Origin of the sequence: Marinobacter sp. CA1 (assembly GCF_020546665.1) — a bacterium.
Classification (GTDB): domain Bacteria; phylum Pseudomonadota; class Gammaproteobacteria; order Pseudomonadales; family Oleiphilaceae; genus Marinobacter; species Marinobacter xestospongiae.
The window spans coordinates 248843-273856 of sequence record NZ_CP071785.1; the positions used below are offsets into that span (position 1 = coordinate 248843).

21 protein-coding genes and 1 tRNA gene are annotated in these 25014 nt (G+C 62.2%); 17 read left to right on the forward strand and 5 right to left on the reverse strand.

All coding sequences use genetic code 11. From position 1 onward, the window contains the following. Nucleotides 1-38 precede the first annotated feature (38 nt). Entirely contained in the window at nt 39-2234 is a 2196-nt protein-coding gene (locus J2887_RS01090) for a TonB-dependent receptor (protein WP_227173520.1), read from the forward strand. Nucleotides 2235-2519: 285 nt separating this feature from the next. Here the strand turns inward: J2887_RS01090 and J2887_RS01095 are convergent. Together J2887_RS01095 and J2887_RS01100 are read right to left on the reverse strand one after the other, a co-directional pair. Next, a tRNA-Arg gene (locus tag J2887_RS01095) sits at nt 2520-2596 on the reverse strand. 262 nt (nt 2597-2858) lie between these two features. After that, nucleotides 2859-3401, reverse strand: a complete 543-nt coding sequence (locus J2887_RS01100; protein WP_227173522.1) for a YaeQ family protein — start codon at nt 3399-3401, stop codon at nt 2859-2861. Between the two features lie 278 nt (nt 3402-3679). On the opposite strand from J2887_RS01100, the gene J2887_RS01105 reads away from it, so the two are divergent. From J2887_RS01105 to J2887_RS01150, 10 genes are all read left to right on the forward strand, one after another. Then, a complete protein-coding gene (locus J2887_RS01105) occupies nt 3680-5242 on the forward strand; it encodes an ABC transporter substrate-binding protein (protein WP_227173523.1) in 1563 nt (520 codons plus the stop codon). A 67-nt stretch (nt 5243-5309) separates the two neighbouring features. Next, a complete protein-coding gene (locus J2887_RS01110) occupies nt 5310-6359 on the forward strand; it encodes an ABC transporter permease (protein ID WP_227173525.1) in 1050 nt (349 codons plus the stop codon). After that, nucleotides 6356-7288 carry an ABC transporter permease gene (locus tag J2887_RS01115; RefSeq protein WP_227173527.1) on the forward strand — a complete coding sequence of 311 codons (933 nt, stop codon included), beginning with the start codon at nt 6356-6358 and terminating at the stop codon, nt 7286-7288. Before J2887_RS01110 ends, J2887_RS01115 begins: the two co-directional genes overlap by 4 nt. A gap of 2 nt (nt 7289-7290) precedes the next feature. Further along, nucleotides 7291-8289, forward strand: a complete 999-nt coding sequence (locus J2887_RS01120; RefSeq protein ID WP_227173529.1) for an ABC transporter ATP-binding protein — start codon at nt 7291-7293, stop codon at nt 8287-8289. Then, on the forward strand, nt 8286-9305 hold the full coding sequence (locus J2887_RS01125; RefSeq protein ID WP_227173531.1) for an ABC transporter ATP-binding protein: 1020 nt from the start codon (nt 8286-8288) through the stop codon (nt 9303-9305). The genes J2887_RS01120 and J2887_RS01125 overlap by 4 nt, the downstream gene beginning before the upstream one ends. A 99-nt stretch (nt 9306-9404) precedes the next feature. Then, complete coding sequence (locus J2887_RS01130; protein ID WP_227173533.1) at nt 9405-10355, forward strand: LysR family transcriptional regulator; 951 nt, start codon at nt 9405-9407, stop codon at nt 10353-10355. Further along, nucleotides 10312-11604: a Xaa-Pro dipeptidase gene (pepQ, locus tag J2887_RS01135; protein WP_227173535.1), complete on the forward strand. Its 1293-nt coding sequence runs from the start codon at nt 10312-10314 to the stop codon at nt 11602-11604. Before J2887_RS01130 ends, pepQ begins: the two co-directional genes overlap by 44 nt. A gap of 204 nt (nt 11605-11808) precedes the next feature. Further along, the gene (locus J2887_RS01140) at nt 11809-12015 is read left to right on the forward strand and encodes a bacterioferritin-associated ferredoxin (protein WP_227173537.1); all 207 of its coding nucleotides are present in this window, start codon (nt 11809-11811) and stop codon (nt 12013-12015) included. A gap of 173 nt (nt 12016-12188) precedes the next feature. Continuing rightward, complete coding sequence (gene bfr, locus J2887_RS01145; protein WP_227173538.1) at nt 12189-12665, forward strand: bacterioferritin; 477 nt, start codon at nt 12189-12191, stop codon at nt 12663-12665. A gap of 241 nt (nt 12666-12906) precedes the next feature. Continuing rightward, a complete protein-coding gene (locus tag J2887_RS01150; RefSeq protein ID WP_227173540.1) occupies nt 12907-14274 on the forward strand; it encodes a phosphomannomutase in 1368 nt (455 codons plus the stop codon). 73 nt (nt 14275-14347) lie between these two features. Here J2887_RS01150 and J2887_RS01155 read toward each other — a convergent pair whose 3' ends face one another. Continuing rightward, nucleotides 14348-14704 (reverse strand): hypothetical protein, encoded by a 357-nt coding sequence (locus J2887_RS01155; RefSeq protein WP_227173542.1) that lies wholly within the window; start codon nt 14702-14704, stop codon nt 14348-14350. Nucleotides 14705-14808: 104 nt separating this feature from the next. Here J2887_RS01155 and J2887_RS01160 point away from each other — a divergent pair, with 104 nt between their 5' ends. Then, a complete protein-coding gene (locus J2887_RS01160; protein ID WP_227173544.1) occupies nt 14809-15237 on the forward strand; it encodes a c-type cytochrome in 429 nt (142 codons plus the stop codon). A 120-nt stretch (nt 15238-15357) separates the two neighbouring features. Here the strand turns inward: J2887_RS01160 and rep are convergent, their stop codons facing one another. Continuing rightward, nucleotides 15358-17376 (reverse strand): DNA helicase Rep, encoded by a 2019-nt coding sequence (gene rep / locus J2887_RS01165; protein WP_227173546.1) that lies wholly within the window; start codon nt 17374-17376, stop codon nt 15358-15360. A 166-nt stretch (nt 17377-17542) separates the two neighbouring features. On the opposite strand from rep, the gene J2887_RS01170 reads away from it, so the two are divergent. The 4 genes from J2887_RS01170 (at nt 17543) to rmf (ending at nt 23709) form a co-directional block, all read left to right on the forward strand. Next, nucleotides 17543-19279, forward strand: coding sequence for a GGDEF domain-containing response regulator (locus J2887_RS01170; protein WP_227173547.1), 1737 nt, complete (start codon nt 17543-17545; stop codon nt 19277-19279). A 47-nt stretch (nt 19280-19326) separates the two neighbouring features. Then, complete coding sequence (locus J2887_RS01175; protein ID WP_227173548.1) at nt 19327-21657, forward strand: Tex family protein; 2331 nt, start codon at nt 19327-19329, stop codon at nt 21655-21657. 73 nt (nt 21658-21730) lie between these two features. Continuing rightward, nucleotides 21731-23287, forward strand: a complete 1557-nt coding sequence (gshA, locus tag J2887_RS01180; RefSeq protein ID WP_227173550.1) for a glutamate--cysteine ligase — start codon at nt 21731-21733, stop codon at nt 23285-23287. Between the two features lie 203 nt (nt 23288-23490). Next, complete coding sequence (rmf, locus tag J2887_RS01185; protein WP_227173552.1) at nt 23491-23709, forward strand: ribosome modulation factor; 219 nt, start codon at nt 23491-23493, stop codon at nt 23707-23709. A 45-nt stretch (nt 23710-23754) separates the two neighbouring features. Here the strand turns inward: rmf and J2887_RS01190 are convergent, their stop codons facing one another. Continuing rightward, entirely contained in the window at nt 23755-24186 is a 432-nt protein-coding gene (locus J2887_RS01190; protein WP_227173554.1) for a flagellar basal body-associated FliL family protein, read from the reverse strand. Between the two features lie 192 nt (nt 24187-24378). Between J2887_RS01190 and J2887_RS01195 the strand changes: the two genes are divergently transcribed. After that, on the forward strand, nt 24379-24876 hold the full coding sequence (locus J2887_RS01195; RefSeq protein WP_227173556.1) for a disulfide bond formation protein B: 498 nt from the start codon (nt 24379-24381) through the stop codon (nt 24874-24876). Nucleotides 24877-25014: the final 138 nt, after the last annotated feature.

Sequence of the window (25014 nt, forward strand, 5' to 3'; positions counted from 1 at the left end):
GGTAAAAACATCACTGAATGACAATCAGGAGCATTCCGATGCACAAAGCCAGACCCCTCCATGCCGCACTATTGGCCCTTGGTCTTGGCATGGCGACACCCGCCATGACTCAGGCCCAGGATGCCACGGTCCCGGTCAACATCACCGCCCAGCCCCTGGATCAGGCAATCACCCGCCTGGCCGAGCAGACCGGCCTCAATATCGGCGGCGACGCATTCCTACTGGAGGGGCGGACCGCGGCCCCCCTGAGAGGCGACTACACCCCTGAGCAGGCGTTACAGAATCTGCTTCAGGGCACGGGTGTGACCTATGAGCGAACCGGCAGCAACTCGGTTCTGCTGAAGCCGCAGGTGCAGGGCAGTGACGAGGTGTCTTCGCTGCCACCGGTGCAGATCTCCGCGGCCACTGACGTCAATCCCACCGACACCCTGGACTACGGCCGGGCCGAACTGGAAACACTGCAGCCCCAGGACATGAAGGATCTGTTCAGCGAAGAATCATCGGTGTCCGTTGGTGGCCCGATCGCCATGAACCAGAAGGTGTACGTGCGCGGTGTTGAGGAAACCGCTATGGCGGTGTCCGTGGACGGCGCCCGCCAGAACAACAAGGTGTTCCACCACAACGCCACCAACCTGATTGATCCGGCACTGCTCAAGGCGGTGCGGGCTTCCGCTGGCGTGGCCCCGGCCGACGACGGCCCCGGCGCCATTGGTGGCAGCCTGGTGTACGAAACCATTGACGTGGATGACGTACTGGCGCCGGACCGCACCGTTGGCGGTTTCGTGGATGGACGATACGCCAGCAACGGCGAGGTACTGACCACCTCCGGCTCTGTTTATGGTCGGGCCGGCGATGTGGAGCTTCTGGGCTATGTGAAGCATATGGACGGCGATGACTACGAGGACGGCAACGGCGACACCGTCAACTACTCCACGCCGGCCCTGCTCAGCGGCCTGGTAAAAATCGCCTACGAGAACGACAGGGTCGGCCGTTTTGAACTCAGCCATGAACAGGTGAACGACGACTCTGAACGACCCTACCGCGCCAACTTTGGGGGCCTGACGGCCGGCCGCCCGGTACCGGAGTCCCGGGCGTACGACCTGACCCGCACCAACACCGTGTTCAACTACAGCCGTGATCGCGGGGAAGGCCTCTGGAACCCGAAGTTCACCCTGGCACAGAACGAAACCGACCTGGAAACCCGGGAAGTCCCCCTCACCGCGCCTGACGTCACCCTCGTCTACAACGGCATCACCGGGAGTGATTCCGCCAGTGTCGAGAACCTGTTCCATACTCCGTTCGCCACGATCTCCACCGGTGTCGATTATTACGACGATTCTGCCATTTTCCGTTTTGCCGGAGACCCTGATCTGGAGGAAAGCGCCGAGAATGTCGGCGCCTTTGTTCAGCTTCGCCAGCCCGTGGGTGACTGGCTGTTCCTGTCCTATGGTGTGCGATACGATCGCCAGCAATTTACCGGTGTCGATGGCTCCGACCATGACGATTCCGGCGTCAGCGCCAACCTCTCCGGTGAGGTCTTCCTGAACGAGTACGTTTCCATCAACGCGGGCTACTCCGATGTCTGGGGTGGTGTGGCGCTGGCGGAAAACTTCATCCTCAACGGCGCCTGGGCCTACGGCGACGTCAAGCCCGTGGAGTCCAGCAACTACACCGTTGGCCTGCGAGCCCAGGCAGACGGCTTCTTCGGCGAGCTCAATGTCTATGAGACCCGCATCGAGAACGGTCGTACACCCAGCTGGGGTGGTGGCCCCGATCAGTTCGCCGACTTCGACATCGAAGGCTTTGACGTGGCCGCCGGCTACCAGCACGGGCGGGGAGCGCTGTCCGTCAAATACTCCGACATCCGGTCAGAGAAGGATGGTCAGGAAGCTACTTCCTATGACGGCAACTACTTCACCGTGCCGCTGGGCAAGATCATTACGGTGAATGGCTCTCTCGCCTTGCCGTCAGCCAAGGCCAGCCTTGGTATGAGCGCCGAGGTTGCGCTGGAAAACGAGGTGGCCGGCGGCGACGCCAAGCAGCAAAGCTACCAGGTAGTGGATATCTACGCCGACTACCGTCCTGTCGAGGCGCTGACCCTGCGGCTGTCCGTCGACAACCTCACCGACGAGGCCTACACCGACCGGGCCAGCTACGGGCATGAATTTCCCACCGTGGTAACGCTTCTGGAGCCGGGCCGTTCGTTCGCCCTGAGTGCACGGTATACGTTCTAGCGCAAAGCCAGACCGCAAAGCGGCGCCTTGCGGGGCGCCGTTTTTCATTGGGGCTTACTTACGGCAAGCAGACGTTTTGGGGTGGAGTGCAGGGTTTTTCATTGTCGGAGAATCTAGCTGCGGGGTCGAGTTCTTGGCCCGACAGTGGCAGTGGGCAGGAAGAAAGCGGGATTGGTTTGTCGGTAGAGGTGTGATTCGTTGCGTGCCGTAAGCTGGCACTGAAGAATCCATGGCTTTCGCTGGCGAGGGGCGTTTTGCTGGAGGTCTGGGAAAACATGGTAAGAATGGCCCGCCCGAGAGGATTCGAACCTCTGACCTCTGCCTCCGGAGGGCAGCGCTCTATCCAGCTGAGCTACGGGCGGTTATCTGGATCATTCAAGCTTCGAATGTTGGCAGCTTGGCTCAGCTTGCGGCGCACTGGATAGAGCGCTTGGCGCTCCCCCTTCGGGGTCCAGTCCCTTGCGCTGCATCGCAAGGGCCGCTCCAGCGGACGAAAGCTGCGCTTTCGTTGATTCCGCTTCCGCCCAGCTGAGCTACGGGCGGAAGAAACACCGTGGTTGGACGGCGATTTCGAGTGCGCAATCATACGTGCGTGAGCGGGGTCTGTCCAGCCCCTGCGGTGGGTTATCGCAGCGGCAGTTCTTCCGGGTCGAGCTGAACGTGGCGTTCGCCGTCGCTGATGCCGATGCTGCCATCCTGGATGGTGATCTGCAGGTGCATGGAGCGGGCGGCGAGGGCGGCCAGTTCGGTGCTGGTGTCCTGGGGGAAGTTGTAGAGCGCCAGGTTGTCGAAGCGGGTGAGCTTGCCGTGGATCTTGTCCCACCACAGCGGCACGGCGCGACCGCCGTAGGTGTAGAGAATCACCCGGTCGGAGCGGCCGCAGGCCTTGCGGATGCGGCTTTCGTCGGGCAGACCCAGATCGACCCAGAGCTCGATCTCGTCACTCAGGCTTTTCTGCCACAGGTCCGGTTCGTCGTCGGTGCTGATGCCCTTGGTGAATTCCAGGGTGTCGCTGGCGTTGAGGGCAAAGGCCACCAGGCGCAGCATCATCCGTTCTTCGGTTTCGGACGGATGCAGGGCGATGGTGAGCTGGTGATCGGCGTAGTGCGATCGGTCCATGTCGGCAATGTTGAGTTCTGCCTTATAGATGGTGGCCTTCAGTGCCATGGTCGGTTCCTTTCCTCAATGTTGGCCCCAAACGGGACTCCAGTGTACACCTGATAACGGTTTTTGCGGATGTTCGTGCCTGATCGGCGCGAGATGTCCGCCGGGTCGATGCCCTTCAAGCCCTTGCGGGGCAAGGGTCATTCGCCTCGCGTATGGGGCTGTGTCGTTATTTCGATTGCCCGTATGGGTAAGAGCTGACTAACTTCGTGTGCATCGCATCCGCCGCTGAAGCGCGGATGTACCGTTTTTAAAACTCAATAACAGCGACGGAACACGCGATGAAAAAACTGATGACTGCTGTGCTCGGGAGTGTCGCCCTGGCGGCTGCCCCGATGGCCGTATCGGCCGAAACGACCCACGAAATCAAGCTTGCCTACGATGCCGACCCGGTCACGCTCGATATCCACGAGCAGCTCTCCGGCGGCATGCTGCAACTGTCCCACATGACCTTCGATCCGCTGATTCGCTGGACCCAGGAGTTTGAGTTTGAGCCTCGCCTGGCAGAGAGCTGGGAGCGGGTGGACGATCTTACCATGCGCTTTACCCTGCGGGACGGCGTGCAGTTCCATTCCGGCAACGAACTGACCACGGAAGACGTCAAGTTCACTTTCGATCGCCTCAAGGTCAGCCCGGATTACAAGGCCATCTTCCGGCCGTTCAGCGAGCTGCGGGTGATCGACGAGCACACCTTTGAGCTGGTCACCGACGAACCCTATCCGCTGGTGCTCAATGCCGCAACGTACATCTTCCCGCTGGACAGCGAGTTCTACACCGGTGAAGACGCCAACGGCAACGACAAGGCCGCGGTGATCAAGCACGGCAATTCCTTTGCCTCCCGCAACATATCCGGCACCGGTCCCTACCAGGTGGTGGAGCGCCAGCAGGGCGTGAAAGTGGTGTTTGAGCGTTTCGACAACTACTGGGACACCGAGTCACCGGGCAACGTTGACCGGGTGGTGCTGACGCCGATCAAGGAAAACAACACCCGGGTTTCTGCCCTGCTGTCCGGTGGTGTGGACTTCATCGCCCCGGTACCGCCGACCGATCTGGAGCGTATCCGTCGCGACAGCAATACGGATCTGGTGACCATGAGCGGTACCCGCATCATCCTGTTCCACCTCAACCAGTCCCGTGTTGAGGCGTTCCAGGACCCCCGCGTGCGTCAGGCCATTGCCTATGCCATCAATCAGGAAGGCATTGCCGCCCGCATCATGAAGGGCTTCGCCACTCCAGCGGCGCAGATGTCACCGGAAGGTTACCAGGGTCATAACCCCAACCTGCAGCCTCGCTATGACGTTGAGCGGGCCAAGGAGCTGATGGCCGAAGCCGGCTATGAGGATGGCTTTACCGTCACCATGATGTCGCCCAACAACCGCTATGTGAACGATGACAAGATCGCTCAGGCGGCAGCGGCCATGCTGGCGCGGATCAACATCAAAGTGGATCTCAAGACCCTGCCGAAAGCCCAGTACTGGCCGGAGTACGATGCCCGTGCTGCCGACATCATGCTGATTGGCTGGCACGCCGATACCGAGGACAGTGCCAACTTCTTCGAATTCCTCACCATGTGCCCCGATGCCGACTCCGGTCGCGGTCAGTACAACGCCGGCAACTACTGCAACGAAGAGATCGACGCCCTGGTGGAACAGGCCAACGTCGAAACCGATCTCGATAAGCGCACCGCGCTGCTGCAGGAAGTGGAACAGCGTCTGTACGACGATGCCGCCTTTGTGCCGCTGCACTGGCAGGATCTGGCCTGGGCTGCACGCAAGAACGTGCGCATCGAGCCGATTCTCAACGTCATGAACTTCCCCTACCTGGGCGACCTGGTCGTCGAGTAACGGGAACCACCCGACCCGCCGGCCCGTTGGGGCTGGCGGGTGAGTCCACTGCCGGAATTTCAGATCCATGCTAGCGTTTTTGGTTCAGCGCATTTCCCAGGCGATCCTGGTGATGTTCGTGATCAGTGTGATCAGCTTCACCATTCAGGACGGCCTGGGCGATCCGCTTCAGGAACTCGTGGGTATGTCCGTCTCCGATGAGGAACGCGACGCCCTGCGGGAAGAGATGGGGTTGAACGATCCCATGGTTACCCAGTACCTCCGGTTCGCCGGCAATGCCCTGCAGGGCGACCTGGGGGTCTCGTATTTCTATGGTGAGCCCACCATGGATGTGATCCTGCGTCACCTGCCGGCCACCCTGGAGCTGGTGATTGCCGCCAGTCTGATGATCATCTTCCTGTCGGTACCGATTGGGGTCTACGCTGCCATCCGGCCCAAGGCGTGGCTGTCGAAATTCTTTATGGGGGTGAGCACCGTCGGGATCTCGATTCCGGTGTTCCTGACCGCCATCGTGCTGATCCAGCTATTCTCCATCGGGGTGCAGGTGACGGTGTTCCCGGCCGATTCCGACTGGGGCCAGTGGCTCAACGAGTTTTTCTCCACCGAGGGCGGAATGCCGTCCTACGGTCGTGGCGATGACCTGGCCCATCTGTTCGGCACCTGGGAATCCAATTTCTTCAGCCAGACCGGCTGGGCCCACATTCTGCTACCGGCGGTGTCGCTGGCGTCGATCATGCTGCCGTTGTTCATCCGTCTGATCCGCGCAGAGATGATGGAAGTGCTGCAGAGCGACTACATCCGCTTTGCCCAGGCCAAGGGCATTGCCCCGGCGCGGATCAACTTCCTTCACGCGCTGAAGAACACCATGCTGCCGGTCATCACCGTCGGCGGGGTGCAGATCGGCATCATGGTGGCCTACACCATTCTCACCGAGACCGTGTTCCAGTGGCCGGGTGTGGGCTTGATGTTCCTGGAGGCCATCACCCGCAGTGACATTCCGCTGATCGTTGCCTACCTGATGGTGGTGGGGCTGATCTTCGTGATCACCAACACCCTGGTGGACCTGATCTATGGCCTGGTGAACCCCACCGTGAAACTGACAGGTAAGAAGGCATGAGTGCAGTAACCGCGTCCCGCTGGGAACGCTTCCGTGACTCCTATCTCTGGTACAGCTTCCGTCGCGACAAGGTCGCCATCGTCAGTCTGGTGGTGTTCGTGGCGATGGTGGCGGCGGCCTTCCTGGCCCCGGTGCTGGCGCCCACCGATCCCTACGACCTGGCGCAGATCGACATCATGAACTCGGAGCTGCCGCCGGCGGGGCTGGCCGGCAGTGATCCGGCGTTCCCACTGGGCACCGACGCCCAGGGCCGGGACCTGATGTCCACCATTCTCTACGGCACCCGGGTGTCGCTACTGATCGGCTTCGGCGCCGTGGTGCTGCAATCGCTGCTGGGCATTCTGTTCGGGCTGCTGGCGGGCTACCTCGGTGGTCGGGTTGACGCCATCCTGATGCGCATCGCCGACGTTCAGCTATCGTTCTCCACATTGATGGTGGCGATCATTGTCGGCGCCATCTTCAAGGCCAGCTTCGGCAACCTGATGTTTGGCGAAATCGCCATCTATCTGCTGATCCTGATCATCGGCATCGCCGAGTGGCCGCAGATCGCCCGCACCGTGCGTGCCTCGGTGCTGGCGGAGAAGAAAAAGGAATATGTCGATGCCGCCAAGGTGATGGGCTTCGGCACGCCGCGGATCATGTTCCGTCATATTCTGCCCAACACCCTGTCGCCGATCTTCGTCATCGCCACGGTGCAGATCGCCAATGCCATCATTTCCGAGGCGGCGCTGTCGTTCCTCGGTCTGGGCATGCCGGAGACCCAGCCGTCGCTGGGCTCGCTGATCAAATCCGGCTTTGACTACATCCAGAGCGGGTCCTGGTGGATCACCCTGATCCCCGGTCTGGTGCTGGTGGTGCTCGTGCTGGTCATCAACCTGTTGGGTGACTGGTTGCGGGATGTGTTGAACCCACGGCTGTACAAGGGGTAACCATGGCACTGCTGGATGTAAAAGACCTCGATGTCCGCTTCGCAGTGCGCGGCGGCGACCTGCAGGCGCTGCGCAAAATCAGCTTCTCCCTCGACAAGGGGGAGCGGCTGGGCCTGGTGGGGGAATCCGGTGCCGGCAAATCGGTGGCGGCGTTCTCCATCCTCAACCTGATTGCCAAGCCCGGCTACATTGCCGGGGGGCAGATCCTGTTTGAAGGGCAGGACCTGGCGGCGATGAGCGACAAACAGCTGCGCAAGATCCGTGGCAATCGCATCGCCATGATCTTCCAGGACCCGATGATGACACTGAACCCGGTACTGACCATCGGGACCCAGATGGTGGAGGCGCTCAAGGCCCACCGTCGCATCAGTACCCGGGATGCCCGCGCCATCGCCCTGAAGAAACTGCAGATGGTGCAGATCCCGTCGCCGGACAAACGCCTGGACCAGTACCCCCACGAGCTGTCCGGGGGCATGCGCCAGCGGGTGATCATCGCGATTGCGCTGCTGCTGGACCCGGAGATCATCATTGCCGATGAGCCCACCACGGCGCTGGATGTGACCATTCAGGCCGAGATCATGGCCTTGCTGCTGGAACTGTGTGAGCAGGAAAACGTGGCGCTGATGCTGATCACCCATGACCTCGGGGTGGTGTCCCAGGTGACCCAGCGCATGCTGGTGATGTATTCCGGCCGTATCATCGAACAGGGGCCGACCCGGGAGATCATCAACGATCCCCAGCACCCGTACACCCAGGGCCTGATCAACGCCCTGCCGCAGATGGGTGAACCCGGGGCCCGGCTGTACCAGATTCCCGGCTCGATGCCGTCACTGAGTCGGGTGCCGTCCGGGTGTCCCTTCAATCCCCGCTGTCCGTTTGCGACCGATCAGTGTCGTACGTCAATGCCGAACTATGTCCATTCCGGTAACGTCGACGTCGCCTGTTATGAGGTGGCCAAGCTGATTGAACAGGAGCAGTCCCTGCAGGAGGAAGACCGGTGAGTACGGCCCAGGAAACACTTGTTGATATTCGCGGGCTGGAGAAGCGCTTCGACCTGTCCGGTGGGCTGCTTGATCAGCTCCGGTTCCGCAATGGCCGCATTGAGCGGCACCAGGAACACGTTCATGCCATTAACGGCGTGGACTTGAGCGTCACCCGGGGCGAGGCCCTGTGTGTGGTGGGGGAGTCCGGCTGCGGTAAGTCCACCGTGGCGCGGACGGTGATGGGGCTGCTGTCGCCGTCGGCGGGGGAGATCCATTACGATGGCAAGCGCATCGACGATCTGGATCACAAGGCGGTACTGCCGTATCGCCGCAAGATGCAGATGATCTTCCAGAACCCCTATGCCTCGCTGAATCCACGCATGACCATTCGCCAGACCCTGGAAGAGCCGATCCGCTTCCACCAGCCCGAGCTGTCAGCCAGTGGGGTGGAAGACAAGGTGGCCGAGGTGATGCAGTCGGTGGGCATTGATCCGGACTGGGGCAAACGCTTTGCCCATGAGTTTTCCGGCGGTCAGCGCCAACGCATCTCCATTGCCCGCGCGCTGGCGGTGGACCCGGAATTCATCGTGGCCGATGAGCCGATCTCCGCGCTTGATGTGTCTATCCAGGCCCAGGTGCTGAACCTGATGATGGATGCCCAGGAATCGCGGGGGCTCACCTATCTGTTCATTACCCACGATCTGGCGGTGGTGGAGCACTTCGGAACCCGGGTGGCGGTGATGTACCTAGGACGGGTCTGTGAGCTGGCGGACACCGCCACGCTGTTCAGCTCGCCCCGGCATCCCTATACCCAGGCGCTGCTGTCGGCGATCCCGCGGCTGGAAGACGATCGCCCCAACCATATCCGCCTGCACGGCGAGGTGCCAACGCCGGTGGAGTTGCCCAGTGGCTGTGTCTTCCATGGCCGCTGTCCGTACGCCAATGACCGCTGTCGTCAGGAGATACCGCAGTTGATCGCCACCGACGGTGGTGGTCAGGTAGCCTGTCACGCCGTTGAAGAGGGCCGCCTTTAGCCCCGCGCTCGGCAGTGAACTATGCTGCTGAGAAGCTCGTAGGGTGGGTGCTCAGAGGCGTCCCTATCGGGCGCAGGTCTTGATTGGTTAGAGGACATCATGGAAGTACGCTGGTTGGAGGATTTCCTGGCGCTGGCCAGGACGCGCCATTTCTCCCGTGCAGCCGAGCTGCAGCATGTAACCCAGCCGACGTTCAGCCGACGGATCAAGCTGCTGGAAGAAACCATGGGCACAACCCTGGTGGACCGCCAGACCCTGCCGTTGTCGCTGACGCCGGCTGGCGAAGTGTTTCGTGAGATGTGCGAGCGGGTTACCCGCGATGTGCGGGACACCCGGGAGCGCATCGCCCAGTTGGAGTCTGAGGCCTCCAATCGCTTCAGTGTGGGCGCGACCCAGGCGCTGTTTTCCCATTTCTTCGCCGGCTGGCTGGCGGAAACCGGTCTGGAAGAGCGCCTGCAGTTCAACCTCAAGGCCACCAACTGGCTGGGGGAGGACTTCTTTGATGCCCTCGACAGCGGCGACTGCGACCTGGTGCTGTGCTACTGGCACGATCAGCTGCCCTGGCAGGAACGCTGGGACAGCGACTATTACCAGTGGCTGTCCCTGGCCAGCGAGTGCGCGGTGCCGTTGTCGGTGGCGGATGACCAGGGCCAGCCCCGGTTCACCCTGCCGGGCACCGAAGACCAGCCGGTGCCGGTGATTGCCTACCATCCCCGGGGCTTCATCGCGCCGGCGGTGGCCGCCCGGACTGCCGCCAGTCGCCCGCCGGCCCATCTGTTGCCACTGAACGAGAGCGCCCACTCTTCCAGCGTGAAGACCCTGGTGGCCCAGGGCTTTGGCATGGGCTGGCTGCCGCATCGGGTGACCGAAAAGAGTGAACACTATGGCCGGCTGGTGCGCGCCGGCGACGAACGCTGGGACATCGCCCTGGAAATCCGCCTGGTGCGGCTGAGAACGCCCCGCAGCGACGGCCTCGCCACCCTTTGGAACGAACTGGAAGACCACTATGCCCGAACAGGAACGCCACGCCCGACAATGCCTGCATCTTGAGACGCTGCAACAGCGCTACAGCGACGCCCTTGAGTCTCATGGCTACGACGCCCTGCTGATCGCCTCCGGCGCTGCGCCCATGCGCTACGCCGACGATCACGGTTATGCCTTTCAGGGGTTTGGGCCGTTCGTGCACTGGACCGGCCTGACCGATGTGGAGCACAGCTGGCTGCTGATTCGCCCCGGCCGCCAGGCGCTGTTGCAGCTGTATACCCCGGTGGATTTCTGGCACGCCACGGCCTCGCTGCCGGACGAACCCTGGGCCCGGGAGCTGGAGCTGACCGCCTCACCGGAGCGCCGGCCACCGGCACTGGACGGCCTTGGCCGACTGGCGGTAATCGGCGATCCGGCAGCGCTGACGGATCTGCCGGGGACGCACAATCCTGCCGACCTGCTGGCGGATCTGGAAGCCACCCGGATCCTCAAGACCGGTTACGAAATCGAATGTCTGGACCTGGCCAATGCCCGTGCCGCCGACGGTCACCGGGCGGCACGCGAGGCCTTCCTGGCCGGAGCCAGTGAGTTTGAAATCAGCCTGGCCTACCAGCAGGCCACCGCGCAGCGGGAAGTCGAGGCGCCGTATCACAGCATCATCGGCCTCAACGACCATGCCGGTATCCTGCATTACCAGTATTACGACACCGTGCGCCCGCAGCAGCCGCGCAGTCTGCTGATCGATGCCGGCTACCGTTTCCGTGGCTATGGTTCTGACATTACCCGAACCACCGCGGCGCCGGGGGAGGGCATGTTCCAGGCTCTGGTGGCGGGGGTGGAATCCCTGCAGAAACGCCTGTGCGATGCGGTGGTGCCGGGCATGGACTTTGTTGAGCTGCACCGCAAAACCCATCTGGGGCTGGCGGCGCTGTTGTCTTCCGCCGGTCTGGTGCGAGGGCTGGATGAGGAAACCCAGGTCGCCGAGGGCATTACCCGGGCCTTCTTCCCCCACGGCCTGGGCCACCTGCTGGGGGTGCAGGTGCACGATGTGGGTGGTCGGCCGGTGCCGCCGCCGGAGGACGCGCCGTTCCTGCGTCTGACCCGCCGGCTGGAGCCGGGCATGGTGGTGACCGTCGAACCGGGATTGTACTTCATCCCATCGCTGCTGAAACCGGTGATGCAGGGACGGCTGGGGAGCCAGCTCGACCACGGCCTGATCGATGAACTCTGGGGCTGCGGTGGTATCCGCATCGAGGACAATGTGGAGGTGACAGACAATGGCGCGTGCAACCTGACCCGCCGCCATCTGCCCTGATTCTACCTTGCTTGCCCTGTCCTGCGGCCAGAGGGGGCGCTCGCTGTCTGCCCGACACCGCAGGGCGATTTGAAAAAAACAGTCAGGGCAAGGGGTTATAGAGGCGCTGAAAAACGTTCATTTTTCGGGCAGAAAAAGCTTGCATTCGGGCATGTGAATAACAATAATTATCACTAAGTTTGATCATCCCGAGAGTTTTAGACTATGTACGTTTGCCTCTGCCACGGTGTGACCGACCGCGACATTCGCGAAGCTGCTGAGAACGGTGTCAGTTCCATGCGCCAGTTGGGCAAGGAGCTCGGGGTCGGTCGTCAATGTGGTCGCTGTGCCTGCCACGCCCGGGAAATTCTCCGCGAAATCAATACGCCGGACTACCTCGCCCTCGCCGGTATGCTGGCCCAGCCTGCCTGAGTCCGGTTACCCCCGCCGCAGCTTGCCTGGCTGGGGCACTTGCCTTTCCGGCGCCTTCCTAAGTTGCTGAAACCTCTCTGATTGAGACGTATTTTCTGCTGCGATTTTTTATTGCGGTGGTTCGGTCTATCCTGAGTGTTCAGGCCGATCATGAGAGAGAGGAGACCCCGGCAATGAAAGGTGACAAGAAGGTCATCCAGCATCTGAACAAGGTGCTTTGCAACGAACTGACTGCAATCAACCAGTACTTCCTCCATTCCCGGATGTATAAGGACTGGGGCATCACCAAGCTGGCGGCAAAGGAATACGAAGAATCCATCGACGAGATGAAGCACGCCGATGCGCTGATCGAGCGGATTCTGTTCCTCGAAGGCCTGCCCAACCTGCAGGACCTCAACAAGCTGCTGATCGGTGAGAACGTCGAGGAAATGTTGGCGTGTGACCTCAAGCTGGAGCAGACTGCCCACGAGGATCTGATCGAAGCGATCACTTACTGTGAGCAGGTGAAAGACTACACCAGCCGTCAGCTGTTCCGCTCCATTCTCGACAGTGAAGAAGAGCACATCGACTGGCTGGAAACCCAGATGGAGCTGATCAGCCAGATGGGCATCCAGAACTACGTCCAGCTCCAGTCCAGCGCGGCGGAGTAAGGATCGAGGGGCCGTTTACTGCCCCTTCACGCCCGGGCCGACACTGTCAGCCCGGGCGTTTTCGTTTCAGATGGCGGCTTGCTCCCGGTCACATCGTTTCTTCGAGTGCTTTCTGTTCGAACGCTCCTTGTTCGAGCACTTCCTGTTCGACACTTCCTGCCCTGCACGGCCCGGCAAATACCGCTAGAATGGCGGCTCCGATCACCCATGCCCTTCCGGGCAAGCCTGGAGACCTGCTGAAATGGATCTGTCCTGTTTCAAAGCCTACGACCTGCGTGGTCGTGTGCCCGAGCAACTGAACCCCGAACTGGCGGAACGTATCGGCCGAGCCTATGTGGACGTCACCGGCGCCCGTCGGGTGATCGTTGGTTACGATATCCGGCTGTCCAGTCCGGCCATTGCCGAGGCCCTCACCGCGGGCCTGGTGGCGGCCGGCGCCGATGTCTATGACATCGGTCTGGGCGGCACCGAGCAGGTGTACTTCGCCACCAGCCACTATGGTATGGACGGCGGCATCATGGTCACCGCCAGTCACAACCCCAAAGATCACAACGGCATGAAACTGGTGGCCTCAGAGTCCCGGCCTATCAGCTCCGACACTGGCCTCAATGACATCCGTGACCGGGTAGCGGGCGATTTCGAGGATGCGGCGGAGCGGGGCAAGGTGCAGTCGCTGGCGGTGATGGCGGACTACGTTGCCCATCTACTGGGGTACATCGACACCAGCTCACTGGCGCCGATGAAGATTGTGGTCAACGCCGGTAACGGCGGTGCCGGGCTGGTGATCGACGCGCTGGAAGCGAGCCTGCCGTTTGAGTTCATCAAGGTACACCACCAGCCGGACGGCGCCTTCCCCAACGGCGTGCCCAACCCGATCCTGGAAGACAATCGCGCCGCCACCGCCGAAGCGGTGATCGCCCACGGCGCGGCCATGGGCATTGCCTGGGATGGCGACTACGACCGCTGCTTCTTCTTCGACGAGAACGGCCGCTTCATCGAGGGCTACTACATCGTTGGCCTGCTGGCGGACCAGTTCCTGCGCAAGACCGGCGGCGGCAAGGTGATCCACGATCCGCGGCTGACCTGGAACACCCTCGACCTGGTGGCCAGCGCCGGCGGCGAGGCCATCGAGAGCAAGACCGGCCACGCCTTCATCAAACAGCGGATGCGGGATGAGGATGCGGTTTACGGCGGCGAAATGAGCGCCCACCATTACTTCCGCGATTTTGCCTACTGCGACAGTGGCATGATCCCCTGGTTGTTGGTGGCGGAGCGGCTGTGCCAGTCCGGCCAGACCCTGTCGTCACTGATTGATGCCCGCATTGAGGCCTACCCGGCCAGTGGTGAAATCAATCGCACCATCGACAACCCGCCGGCGGTGATTGCTGCGATTGAGCAGCAGTATGGCGCCGACGCGCTGTCTGTCAGCCACGTCGATGGGCTGAGTGTGGAATTTGATCGCTGGCGCTTCAATCTGCGTATGTCCAACACCGAACCGGTGGTACGGCTGAACGTGGAGGCCCGTGCCGATCGCGGGTTGATGCAGGCCAAGACCGACGAACTGCTGGCCGCCATGGAACGACTGAACGGCGAAATCGGTCAGGCCTGAGTCATCGGCGAGAGTGGCCTGAGCCGTCGGTGAGCATGGCCTGTCCCCCGGTGAGTCTGGGTGGCGCCCTGGTTCAGCCCTGGATGCTGAACCAGGTCTGGGCGATGCCATAGCCCCAGACGCCGAGCAGGGTGAGGGCCAGCAGGCCGAACACCAGCTGGTGGCGGCCGCGCCGCTCGGGACTGGCGCTGGCCACCCAGCGCAGGTACATCAGCCCGATGAAGCTGGCGAATACCGCCAGACTGGCGGCCGCAGGGATCAGCAGCCAGCCCGGATGGACCGGGTCGTTGGCCTGGCCCTGCTGACCGAGCAGGGCCATTGAGCCCACCAGCAGCGCCAGTGCGCCGAACTCAACCAGCAGCAGGCGTTTACGCCAGGGCGATGGCTGGGGCGGGGACGTGGCCTGATGCCGGGAACTGATCTGGGACATGGTTGGCTCCATATTTCCGTGACTGTTGGTTTTTTTGCCAGCCCGCAATCGCTATAATGCGCGGCAGAATATTATAACGCTCTGATGCGAGGTGCATTGTGAAGATGAAGAACGTTCTGGCGAGCGCACTGGCTGTCGTGCTGCTCAGTCTGGGTCTGTCAGCTGGTACCGCCCTGGCAAGTGTCGAAGACGATATCCGTGCGCGTATCGCGCCGGTGGGCGAAATCTGCCTGCAGGGTGATGATGAGTGTGGGGCGGCTCCCGCACCCGCGGCGTCTGCCAGCTCTGGCCCACGTTCCGGTGATGCAGTTTACAATGCTGTGTGCACGGCCTGCCATGCCACGGGTGCCGCCGGTGCTCCGGTTGTGGGTGACGCTGGTGCCTGGGGACCTCGCATCGACAAGGGTCTGGATACCCTGATTGGTCACGCCATCAACGGCTTCAATGCCATGCCGGCCAAGGGCGGCTGCGCCAGCTGCCCGGATGAAGAAATCCAGGCTGCCGTTGAGTACATGGTCGAGCAGAGCAAGTAACAACGGCTCAATCGGCCTGCCCGGTGCGGGCCGAAGTTAGCTGGACAAAAAAGGGGTCGGAACCAACGTTCCGACCCCTTTTTTGTTGTTTTGGTTTTCACGTTCCGGCCCTTTTTCGTTTTACCCTTCAAGATCCCCGAGCAGTGCGCTCAGGGTGGCTTTGCCCTTCTTCTGGTTGGCTTCCTGATCCAGGTCGCCGGTGCCTTCCCAGATCACGTCCTCTTCCGGCAACTCATCGAGGAAGCGACTGGGGATGGTCTCGATCTTTTCGCCGTATTGCTTGCGCTGGGCGGCGTAGGTCAGGCTCAGGGTTTCCCGGGCGCGGGTGATACCGACGTACATCAGCCGGCGCTCTTCCTCAATGTTTCCTTCTTCGATGCTGGCGCGGTGGGGCAGGATTTCTTCCTCCAGGCCCATGATGTAGACGTGGGGGAACTCCAGACCCTTGGAGGCGTGCAGGGTCAGCAACTGGACCTTGTCGCTGTCGTCCTCTTCCTCGCGTTGTTCCATCATATCCCGCAGGATCAGTTTGCTGATGGCATCTTCGATGCCGAGTTCATCCGCCGTGCCCTTACCGTCGTCCAGCATGCGCTGGATCGAGTCCACCAGGTACCAGATGTTGGCCATCCGCCGTTCCGCCTGCTTGGGGGTGTTGGCGTGTTGATGCAGCCACTCCTCGTACTCGATGTCGGTGAACAGCTGCTTGATCACCGGAATCGGGTCTTCCTCGTGGATGCGGCGGCAGATGGTGTCGACCCAGTGGGCGAAGCGCCGCAGCCGGTCCAGGCCCTTTTCGGTGACGTGGGTCTCCGCCCCCATGTCGCCCAGTGCGCGGAACAGGCTGACATTGCGGCTTCGGGCGTAGTGGCTCAGCTGCTCGAGCGTGCGTGGGCCGATTTCCCGGCGGGGGACGTTCACCACCCGCAGGAAGGCGGCGTCGTCGTCCGGGTTGACCAGCAGTCGCAGGTAGGACATGGCGTCCTTGATCTCGTTCTTGGAGAAGAACGACTGGCCGCCGGAAATGCGGTAGGGAATCTGGTAGGCCTGCAGTTTCATCTCCAGCAACCGGGCCTGGTGGTTGCCCCGATAGAGCACCGCGAAATCCCGCCACTCAAGGCCCTGCTTGAGTTTCTGGTCGATGATCTCGGTGGCCACCCGCTCCACCTCGGCATCCTCGTTGCGACAGCGCAGTACGCGGATTTCCTCGCCAATGGTGTGGTCACTCCACAGCGCTTTCTCAAACTCGTGGGGGTTGTTGGCGATGACGGTGTTGGCGCAGCGCAGGATACGGCTGGTGGAGCGGTAGTTCTGCTCCAGTTTGACGATCTTCAGGCTGGGAAAGTCCACCTTGAGCTGCGCCAGGTTTTCCGGCCGGGCGCCGCGCCAGGCGTAGATGGACTGATCGTCATCGCCCACCACGGTAAAGGCGGCGCGGTCGGCTACTAGCAGCTTGACCAGCTCGTATTGGCAGATGTTGGTGTCCTGGTATTCGTCCACCAGCATGTAGCGGATCTTGCGCTGCCACTTGGCGAGAATGTCCGGGTACTCGCGAAACAGTTGCACCGGCAGCAGGATCAGGTCGTCAAAGTCCACCGCGTTGTAGGCCTTGAGGTACTCGGTGTACTTGCCGTAAATCAGGGCGATCCGCTGTTCGCGCTCATCCGCCGCCCGGCTCAGCGCGTCGCCGGGGCGGCGCATGGCGTTCTTCCAGTTGGAGATGGTCATCTGAACCTCGCCCACCTCGTCTCCGGCCTCAGCGCTGCCGTCGCTCATCATCAGGTCCTGCAGCAGGGCCTTGGCATCTTCGGCGTCGAACAGGGAAAATCCGGGGTGATAACCCAGGTGGGCATGCTCCTCGCGGATCATGTTCAGTCCCAGGTTATGGAAGGTCGAGACGGTTAGCCCCCGGGCCAGCTTGCGGTCTACCAGCCGGGTGACCCGCTCCTTCATTTCCCGAGCGGCCTTGTTGGTGAAGGTGACCGCAGCGATGTGGCGTCCGGGAATGCCCACTTCCTCAATCAGGTAGGCCATCTTGCGGGTGATCACGCTGGTCTTGCCACTGCCTGCGCCGGCCAGAACCAGCAGGGGGCCGTCGACGTAGTGAACCGCTTCGCGCTGACGGGGGTTGAGCTTGGACACAGGGCACCTGGGGAGTGAAAACGGGATCGGGTATTCTACACCAGCCTGGGTTGCTGTACCTTGTTCGGCTTTCAGCTATTCTAGATAGGGAGTTTCCGAAGGTCCTGGCTGTTGCTGTCCCGCGCCTGTCGGAGCATTGAACTGCCATGGGAACGGATCATCCGGTATGACACCGCCACAAGAATCTGCCAGCGCCAGCCAGGTACGCATTCTGGTGCTCACCCCCGAGCACGTAGAGTTTCGTTGGTACAGCGCCCTGCTGGATCGCGAGCCGGAACTGGAGGTGGACCTCACCTGGTGTCCCGATCTGGTGGACTGCGAGGACCTGCTACGCAACGCCCAGTTTGACATCATTCTCTGGGATTGCGTGTTCCATGGTGGGTCCGGCGAGGCCTTCCTGCAGTATCTGGCCGTCTCCGGCCACGACCGTCCGGTGCTGGCCATCAGCGCCGACCACGCCGCCGACCGAGCCCCCGAACTGTTGCGCCATGGTGCCGCCGACTACCTCTGCAAGAGTGAGCTGAACCAGTGGTCCCTGGGTAGGGCGGTACGCTGTCTGTGGTATCGCAGCCAGCTTGGCCGGGCGGAACAGGGCCAGCTGCGGCGGGAAGTGGCCAGCGGCTTCATCAACCGGGATCTATTTTTCGATCGCCTGCAGCAGGCGTTGCTGCGGGCCGAGCGGGGCCGCCACCGGCTGGCGCTGTTGCACATCAATCTTGACGACTTCCGCACCCTGAACGAGTCCTTCGGCTACCAGAAGAGTGACCAGTTGATGCTGAAACTGGCGGAACGCCTGCGCAGCAGCCTGCGGCGGGTGGATTCGCTGATGCGTATCGGCGGTGACGAGTTCGCCATCATCATCGAAAAGGTGGAGGATTCGCTGGATGTGACCCAGGTTATCCGCAAGGTGGTCAGCAGCCTGGATGAACCGCTGACCGTCGCCGGCCAGACCGTGATGGTCAGTGCCAGCGTCGGCGTCGCCACCTACCCGGAAGCCGGGGAAACGCCGGAGAACCTGCTGCGCCGGGCCAATCGGGCGATGTTCGAGGCCAAGCGTGATCCCGGCACCAGTTACCGCTTCTACGACCAGCAGCTGCACATCAGCGCCGGCTACCAGTTGCGGCTGGAAGCGGACCTGCGCAATGCCTTGCGGGGCCAGGAGCTGGAGCTGTACTACCAGCCCCGTATCGACCTGGCCACGGAAGAGGTGCGGGGAGTTGAGTGCCTGATCCGCTGGAATCACCCGGAGCGGGGGCTGGTACGGCCGGATGAGTTTATTCCTGCCGCAGAGCGCAGTGGCCTGATCGTACCGATCGGCTATTGGGTGATTGAGCAGGCCTGCGAACGGCTGAAACAGGCGGCGGACCTCGGCCACCCGGGGCTGGTGTTTGCGGTTAACCTGTCGTTCCGCCAGTTCCATGACCGCAAGATGACCGAAACCATCTTCCGCATCATCTACAACGCCAACGTCGACACCAGCCTGCTGGAACTGGAGCTAACCGAAAGCGCGATGATGCATGACCTGGACTACGCCCGCCGTTGCCTGCGGGAGCTGAACCAGCTGGGTGTCAGCTTTGCCCTCGATGATTTCGGCACCGGTTTTTCCTCCCTCAGCAACCTCCAGCACCTACCCATCTCGCTGCTCAAGATCGATAAATCCTTCGTCCAGGATCTGGGCCACACCGCCGATGCCGAGCACATCATCCGTGCCATCATCAGCCTGGCCCACAGCCTCCAGATAAGCGTGGTGGCGGAGGGTGTGGAGACCGAAGGACAGCTTGAATTCCTGCGTCAGCAGCACTGTGATGAGATCCAGGGTTACTATTTCGCCCGCCCGATGCCGTGGGACGACCTGGTCAAATTCCTGCAGAACCAGAGCCAAGCGGCTTGCCTGCAATCATAACGCCCTGTATTTTTGCGCTTTGGTTTTGACGCATCAGTAGAGGTGGCATGAACAGTATTTCCCAGCGCATTGCCGACGAACTCGGAGTCCGTGAACAGCAGGTCGACGCCACGGTGGCCATGCTGGACGAGGGCGCAACCGTGCCTTTCATCGCCCGTTACCGAAAAGAGGTGACCGGCTCTCTCGACGACGGCCAGTTGCGAACCCTGGAAGAACGGCTGCGCTACCTGCGGGAGCTGGAAGACCGCCGCGGTGCCATCCTCAAGAGCATCGACGAGCAGGGCAAGCTCACGGACGAACTCAAGGCGGCGATCGGCAGTGCCGACACCAAGAACCGCCTGGAAGACCTCTACCTGCCCTACAAGCCCAAACGCCGTACCAAGGCCCAGATTGCCCGGGAAGCGGGCCTGGAGCCGCTGGCGGACGCTCTCTATGACGATCCTGCCAACGAGCCCGAGGCCCTGGCGGCAGATTACGTCAACGCCGAGGCCGGCGTGGCCGATACCAAGGCAGCCCTCGACGGTGCCCGCTATATCCTGATGGAGCGCTTTGCCGAGGACGCCGAACTGCTGGGACAACTGCGGGACTTTATCTGGCAGCAGGGCCAGCTCAAGGTGACGGTGGTGGAAGGCAAGGAAACCGAGGGTGCCAAGTTCCGCGATTACTTTGACCATGTCGAACCGCTGAAGAAGGTGCCGTCCCACCGGGCCCTGGCGATCCTGCGCGGGCGTAACGAGGGCATCCTGACCTACAGCATTGTGGTGGGTGAGGGCGAAGACGACCGCCGTCAGTCGCATCCGGCCGAGCAGCGTATCGCTGGCCACTGGAACATCCGTGACAACGGCCGTGCTGCCGACAAGTGGCTGTCGGACGTGGTGCGCTGGACCTGGCGGGTGAAGCTGTCGACCCAGATTGAAACCGACCTGATGGCGCAGGTGCGTGAAACCGCCGAAGCCGAGGCCATCAACGTCTTTGCCGCCAACCTCAAGGATCTGTTGCTGCTGGCACCGGCTGGTCCCCGTGCCACCCTGGGCCTGGACCCGGGACTGCGTACCGGGGTCAAGGTGGCGATCATCGATGGTACCGGTGAGGTGGCCGGTCACGGCGCGATCTTCCCCCATGCCCCGAAGAACCAGTGGGACCGCTCCATCGAGCAACTGGCCGCCTGGTGCAAGCAGTACAGGATCGAACTGGTGGCCATCGGCAACGGCACCGCCTCGCGGGAAACCGAGAAGCTGGTGGCTGACCTGATCAAGCGTTACCCGGACCTCAACCTGGCCCGCATTGTGGTGAACGAGTCCGGCGCCTCCATCTACTCCGCATCCGAGTTCGCCGCCCGCGAGCTGCCGGACCTGGACGTCACCATCCGTGGTGCGGTGTCCATCGCCCGCCGCCTGCAGGACCCGCTGGCGGAGCTGGTGAAGATCGAACCCAAGTCCATCGGCGTGGGCCAGTACCAGCACGACGTATCCCAGGTGCAGCTCGCCCGCAGCCTGGATGCGGTGGTGGAGGACTGTGTTAACGGCGTTGGCGTGGACCTCAACACCGCCTCGGTACCGCTGCTGGCGCGGGTGTCCGGTCTGAATCAGACCATTGCCCAGAACATCGTCGATTTCCGCAGTCGCAACGGTGTGTTCCGCAATCGCAAACAGCTGATGGAGGTCAGTCGCCTGGGCGCACGTACCTTCGAGCAGGCCGCCGGCTTCCTGCGCATCGCCACCGGCGATAACCCGCTGGACCGTTCGTCGGTGCACCCGGAGGCCTACGGTGTGGTGGAGGCGATTGCCGCCAAGAGCGGCCGCGACGTCGCCAGCATCGTCGGCGACTCGGCGTTCCTGCGCAGCCTCAAGCCGGAAGAGTTTGTCACCGAGCAGTTTGGTCTGCCGACGGTGAAGGACATCCTTGCCGAGCTGGAGAAGCCCGGACGTGACCCACGGCCGGAGTTCCGCTTCGCCAGCTTTGAAGAAGGGGTGGAAACCCTCAAGGACCTCAAGGCCGGGATGGTGCTGGAAGGCACAGTCACCAACGTCACCAATTTCGGTGCCTTTGTTGATATCGGCGTACACCAGGACGGTCTGGTGCACATCTCCGCGCTGTCGCACCAGTTCGTCAACGACCCTCGTGAGGTGGTGAAGGCGGGGGATATCGTCAAGGTCAAGGTGATGGACGTGGACATTCCCCGCAAGCGTATCGCGCTGTCCATGCGGATGGATGACCAGCCCGGAGAGAAGAGCCAAAGCGACAGCCGTGGTGGCCGCAACGCCGGTCGTGGTGCCCAGCCGCGGCAGGGTAAGGGCGGCCGGGACCAGAAAGCGCCCCAGGGGGCGATGGCCGGTGCGCTGGCCCAGGCCCTGGCGTCGGCCCGCAAAGGCAGCTAACTTAGGGAGCCGGTGCGGCCGGCTCCAACGTATTCCACCCCGGTCTGCGGTCCGGGGTCAGCAGGAGTGATTCATGGGGGATTCCCGGCACCAGCTTTTCCGCCAGTTCACCGCCGGCCAGTGGCACGGCTTCCGTAAAGGGGTTGAAAAGGAGGGATTGCGGGCGGACGCCCGGGGCTTCATCGCCCAGACTCCCCACCCGCGGGCGCTGGGGTCCACCCTGACTCACCCGCGGATTACCACTGACTACTCCGAGTCCCTGCTGGAGCTGATCACCCCGGTCTGTGACAGTACCGAGGCGCTGCTGGAATCGCTGTGGGAGACCCATCATTTTGTCCACCAGCACCTGGGGGACGAGGTGTTCTGGGCCGCCAGCATGCCCTGCGAGCTTGACGGCGACCCCAGCATTCCGATTGCCGAGTACGGCAGCTCCAACGTTGGTCAGCTCAAGCACGTCTATCGCCAGGGGCTGGCGGTACGCTATGGCCGGATGATGCAGAGCATCGCCGGTGCCCACTACAACCTGTCGTTCCCGGACAGCTTCTGGCAGCAGTGGCAGCAGGCCCTGGGCGACGGGCGCTCGCTGCAGGACTTCAAGTCAGACCAGTATTTCTGGCTGGTGCGCAACTTCCGCCGGCGCAGCTGGCTGCTGATGCTGTTGTTCGGCGCCTCACCGGCATTGGATGCCAGCTTCGTGGACGGCGTCAGCCATCACCTGGAGCGGTTTGATGACCACACCTGGTTTGGGGCTGCTGCCACCTCTCTGCGAATGGGAGATCTGGGCTACCACAACAACGCCCAGGCATCCCTCAACATCTGTTTCAACGAGCTGAAGACCTACACCAACACCCTGGCCCAGGCCATCCGTACTCCCTGGCCGGCCTATGAGAAGATCGGTACCCGCGACGGCGACCGATTCATCCAGATCAACACCAGCATCCTGCAGATCGAGAACGAGTACTACAGCGCCATTCGTCCCAAACGCACCACCGAGCGCGAGGAAAAGCCAATACAGGCGCTGGATGCTCGTGGCGTGGAGTATGTGGAGGTGCGCTGCCTCGATCTGGACCCGTTCTCGCCGTTGGGGGTCAGCGCCGGTCAGTTGGACTTCCTGGATCTGTTCCTGCTGGATTGCCTGCTGTCCGACAGTGGCTGGATCGATGACGACGAGTGCGTTCACCTCGACGACAATTACAAAGACGTGGTCAGCCGTGGCCGCGACCAGAACCTCAACCTGGCCTGCCGTAACCAGCCGATGCCACTGATGGATGCCGCCCGGCGTCTGGTGGACGGTCTGGCGCCTTTGGCTGAACAACTGGATCAGTGGCAGGGCGGCGACCGGTACCGTCGGGCCCTGGCGGAGCAGGCGGACAAGCTGACCGATACCGGCCGGTTGCCGTCGGCCCGGGTGCTGGCGGCCATGCGTGAAGAGGGCCTGGGGCACCGTGACTGGGTGATGGCGATGTCGCAGCGACACCAGGCGGCTTTCCGTTCGCAAGCTCTGGCGCCGGCGACCCAGCAGGCCTATGAGCGGATGACCGAGGCGTCGCTGGCGGAGCAGGCGGCAATCGAGGCGGCGGAGACGCAGTCGTTCGAGGACTACCTGGCGGAATACCTGTCAGATCGGTAATGCACTGATTTTGAAGTACTTTTAAGAGCGTCTCTGATGCCGTTCGGTACCCCGGTCACGGTTGCAGCGGACCTGGTACACAAAAAATGAACAGCTGTTTGTCAACGACCGTAACCACTGTTAGCTTTTGTTACATCGTGTAGTGAGTCTTTCCCAGCCCAAACCCCATGTGCGGCTGGCTCAGGCGATGACAGGAGGCAGACATGGCAAGGGACATCAAGCTGGGTTGGGACGTTGAGTCCCTCAACAAGGCGTATCGTCAGGGCAGCATGGCGGCGGAAATGGGCATGCCGCGGGAGCGTTGCCCTTACCGGGGTGAGGTGGTGATCGCGGCCTGGGAAGCCGGCTGGGAAGACGCCACCGAGGCCGCGGCTGAAGCGGCGGCGGCCAGACAGGACGATTTCTTCTCCCGCATCGCCTGATCCACCGCGCTCATCCAGGCGCGGAACCGGCCTCTCAGAGGCTCTCTAGCGCTGAACCACGAACGTGGTGAAGATAACGTCGTCAATCCGGGTTCCCGTCTGCTGCTCGTCCAGCACCGCGTTGATGCGGCTCAGGGCTTCCGCCCGCAGGCTGTCCTTGCCTTCGGCCGAGGTCAGCTGATCCAGATCTGACTGCTCTCCAAACAGCATCACCAGTTCGTGCCGCAGCCTTGGCATGTGGGTTTCCACGGCCGGCCGGGTGTTGGCGCTGGATGCCCGCAGGGTGATCTCCGTTTTCAGGTACTTCAGTTTCCGGTCCGGTGTACCCACGTTGGTGACGAACGCCGGCTCCATGGCAATGTAGTCGGTGACCTGGGCGGCTTCCTCGCCTTCCTCTTCATCGTCGGCGGCCCAGGCCGGCGTCAGAGCCGTCGCCATCAGGCTGAATGCAAGCAGGGTAAAGCGAAGAAATGACATAACGTTCATAGGCTTGATGTTCTGTAGCGGTTGCGGTTAAGTGGCCAGCACAACGGGTGCGGACAGCATAGCAGGCTGCCGGTTTGCTTGCAGCAGCGTGTCTGGGCGAAGTTTGGGCGGTTGTGGATCTTATCAGCGGGTTGCCGGTCATACCGGCTCGCGCCCCCGTGGTCTGACAGTTACTTCGAGAGGATGGAACGTTTGAATCGTCGATTGGTGTTTTTCCTGGTCTTTGTGGTGTGTGCCGGTCTGCTGGCGACCGCTTTCTACATGGAACACGTGCAGGGACTGGAACCCTGTCCGCTGTGCTGGATGCAGCGCTTTGCGTTTATGGCGGTCGGGCTGGTGAGCCTGGTGGCTGCACTGCATAACCCGGGCCCTCTGGGTGGCCGCATCTATGGCCTGTCGCTGGCTGTCGTCGCCGGTGGTGGTCTGGGGCTGGCAGGGCGCCAGCTGTGGCTGCAGAGCCTGCCGGCGGATCAGGTGCCTGCCTGTGGCCCCTCGGTGGATTACATGCTGGAGGTGTTCCCGCTGGGAGAGGTGCTGGCGATGGCGATCCGCGGTACCGGCGACTGTGCCGAGGTGGTGTGGCGCTTTCTGGGCCTGAGCATTCCGGGCTGGACGGCACTGTTCTTTGGGGTGCTGGTCATCGTTGGTCTGGTGATGCTGGTGCGTCCCGGACAGCGCTGATCTGGCTCCGCCAACAAGGTCGTTTGCTATCCAAATTTTGCAGTTGCTACCCCGGCGCGGCTTGGGGTAACTTGATTTGCACGGGCCACCGTTATTGGCGGCTCGGCCCGTCTGTGCTGAAAACAACAATCAATTGCA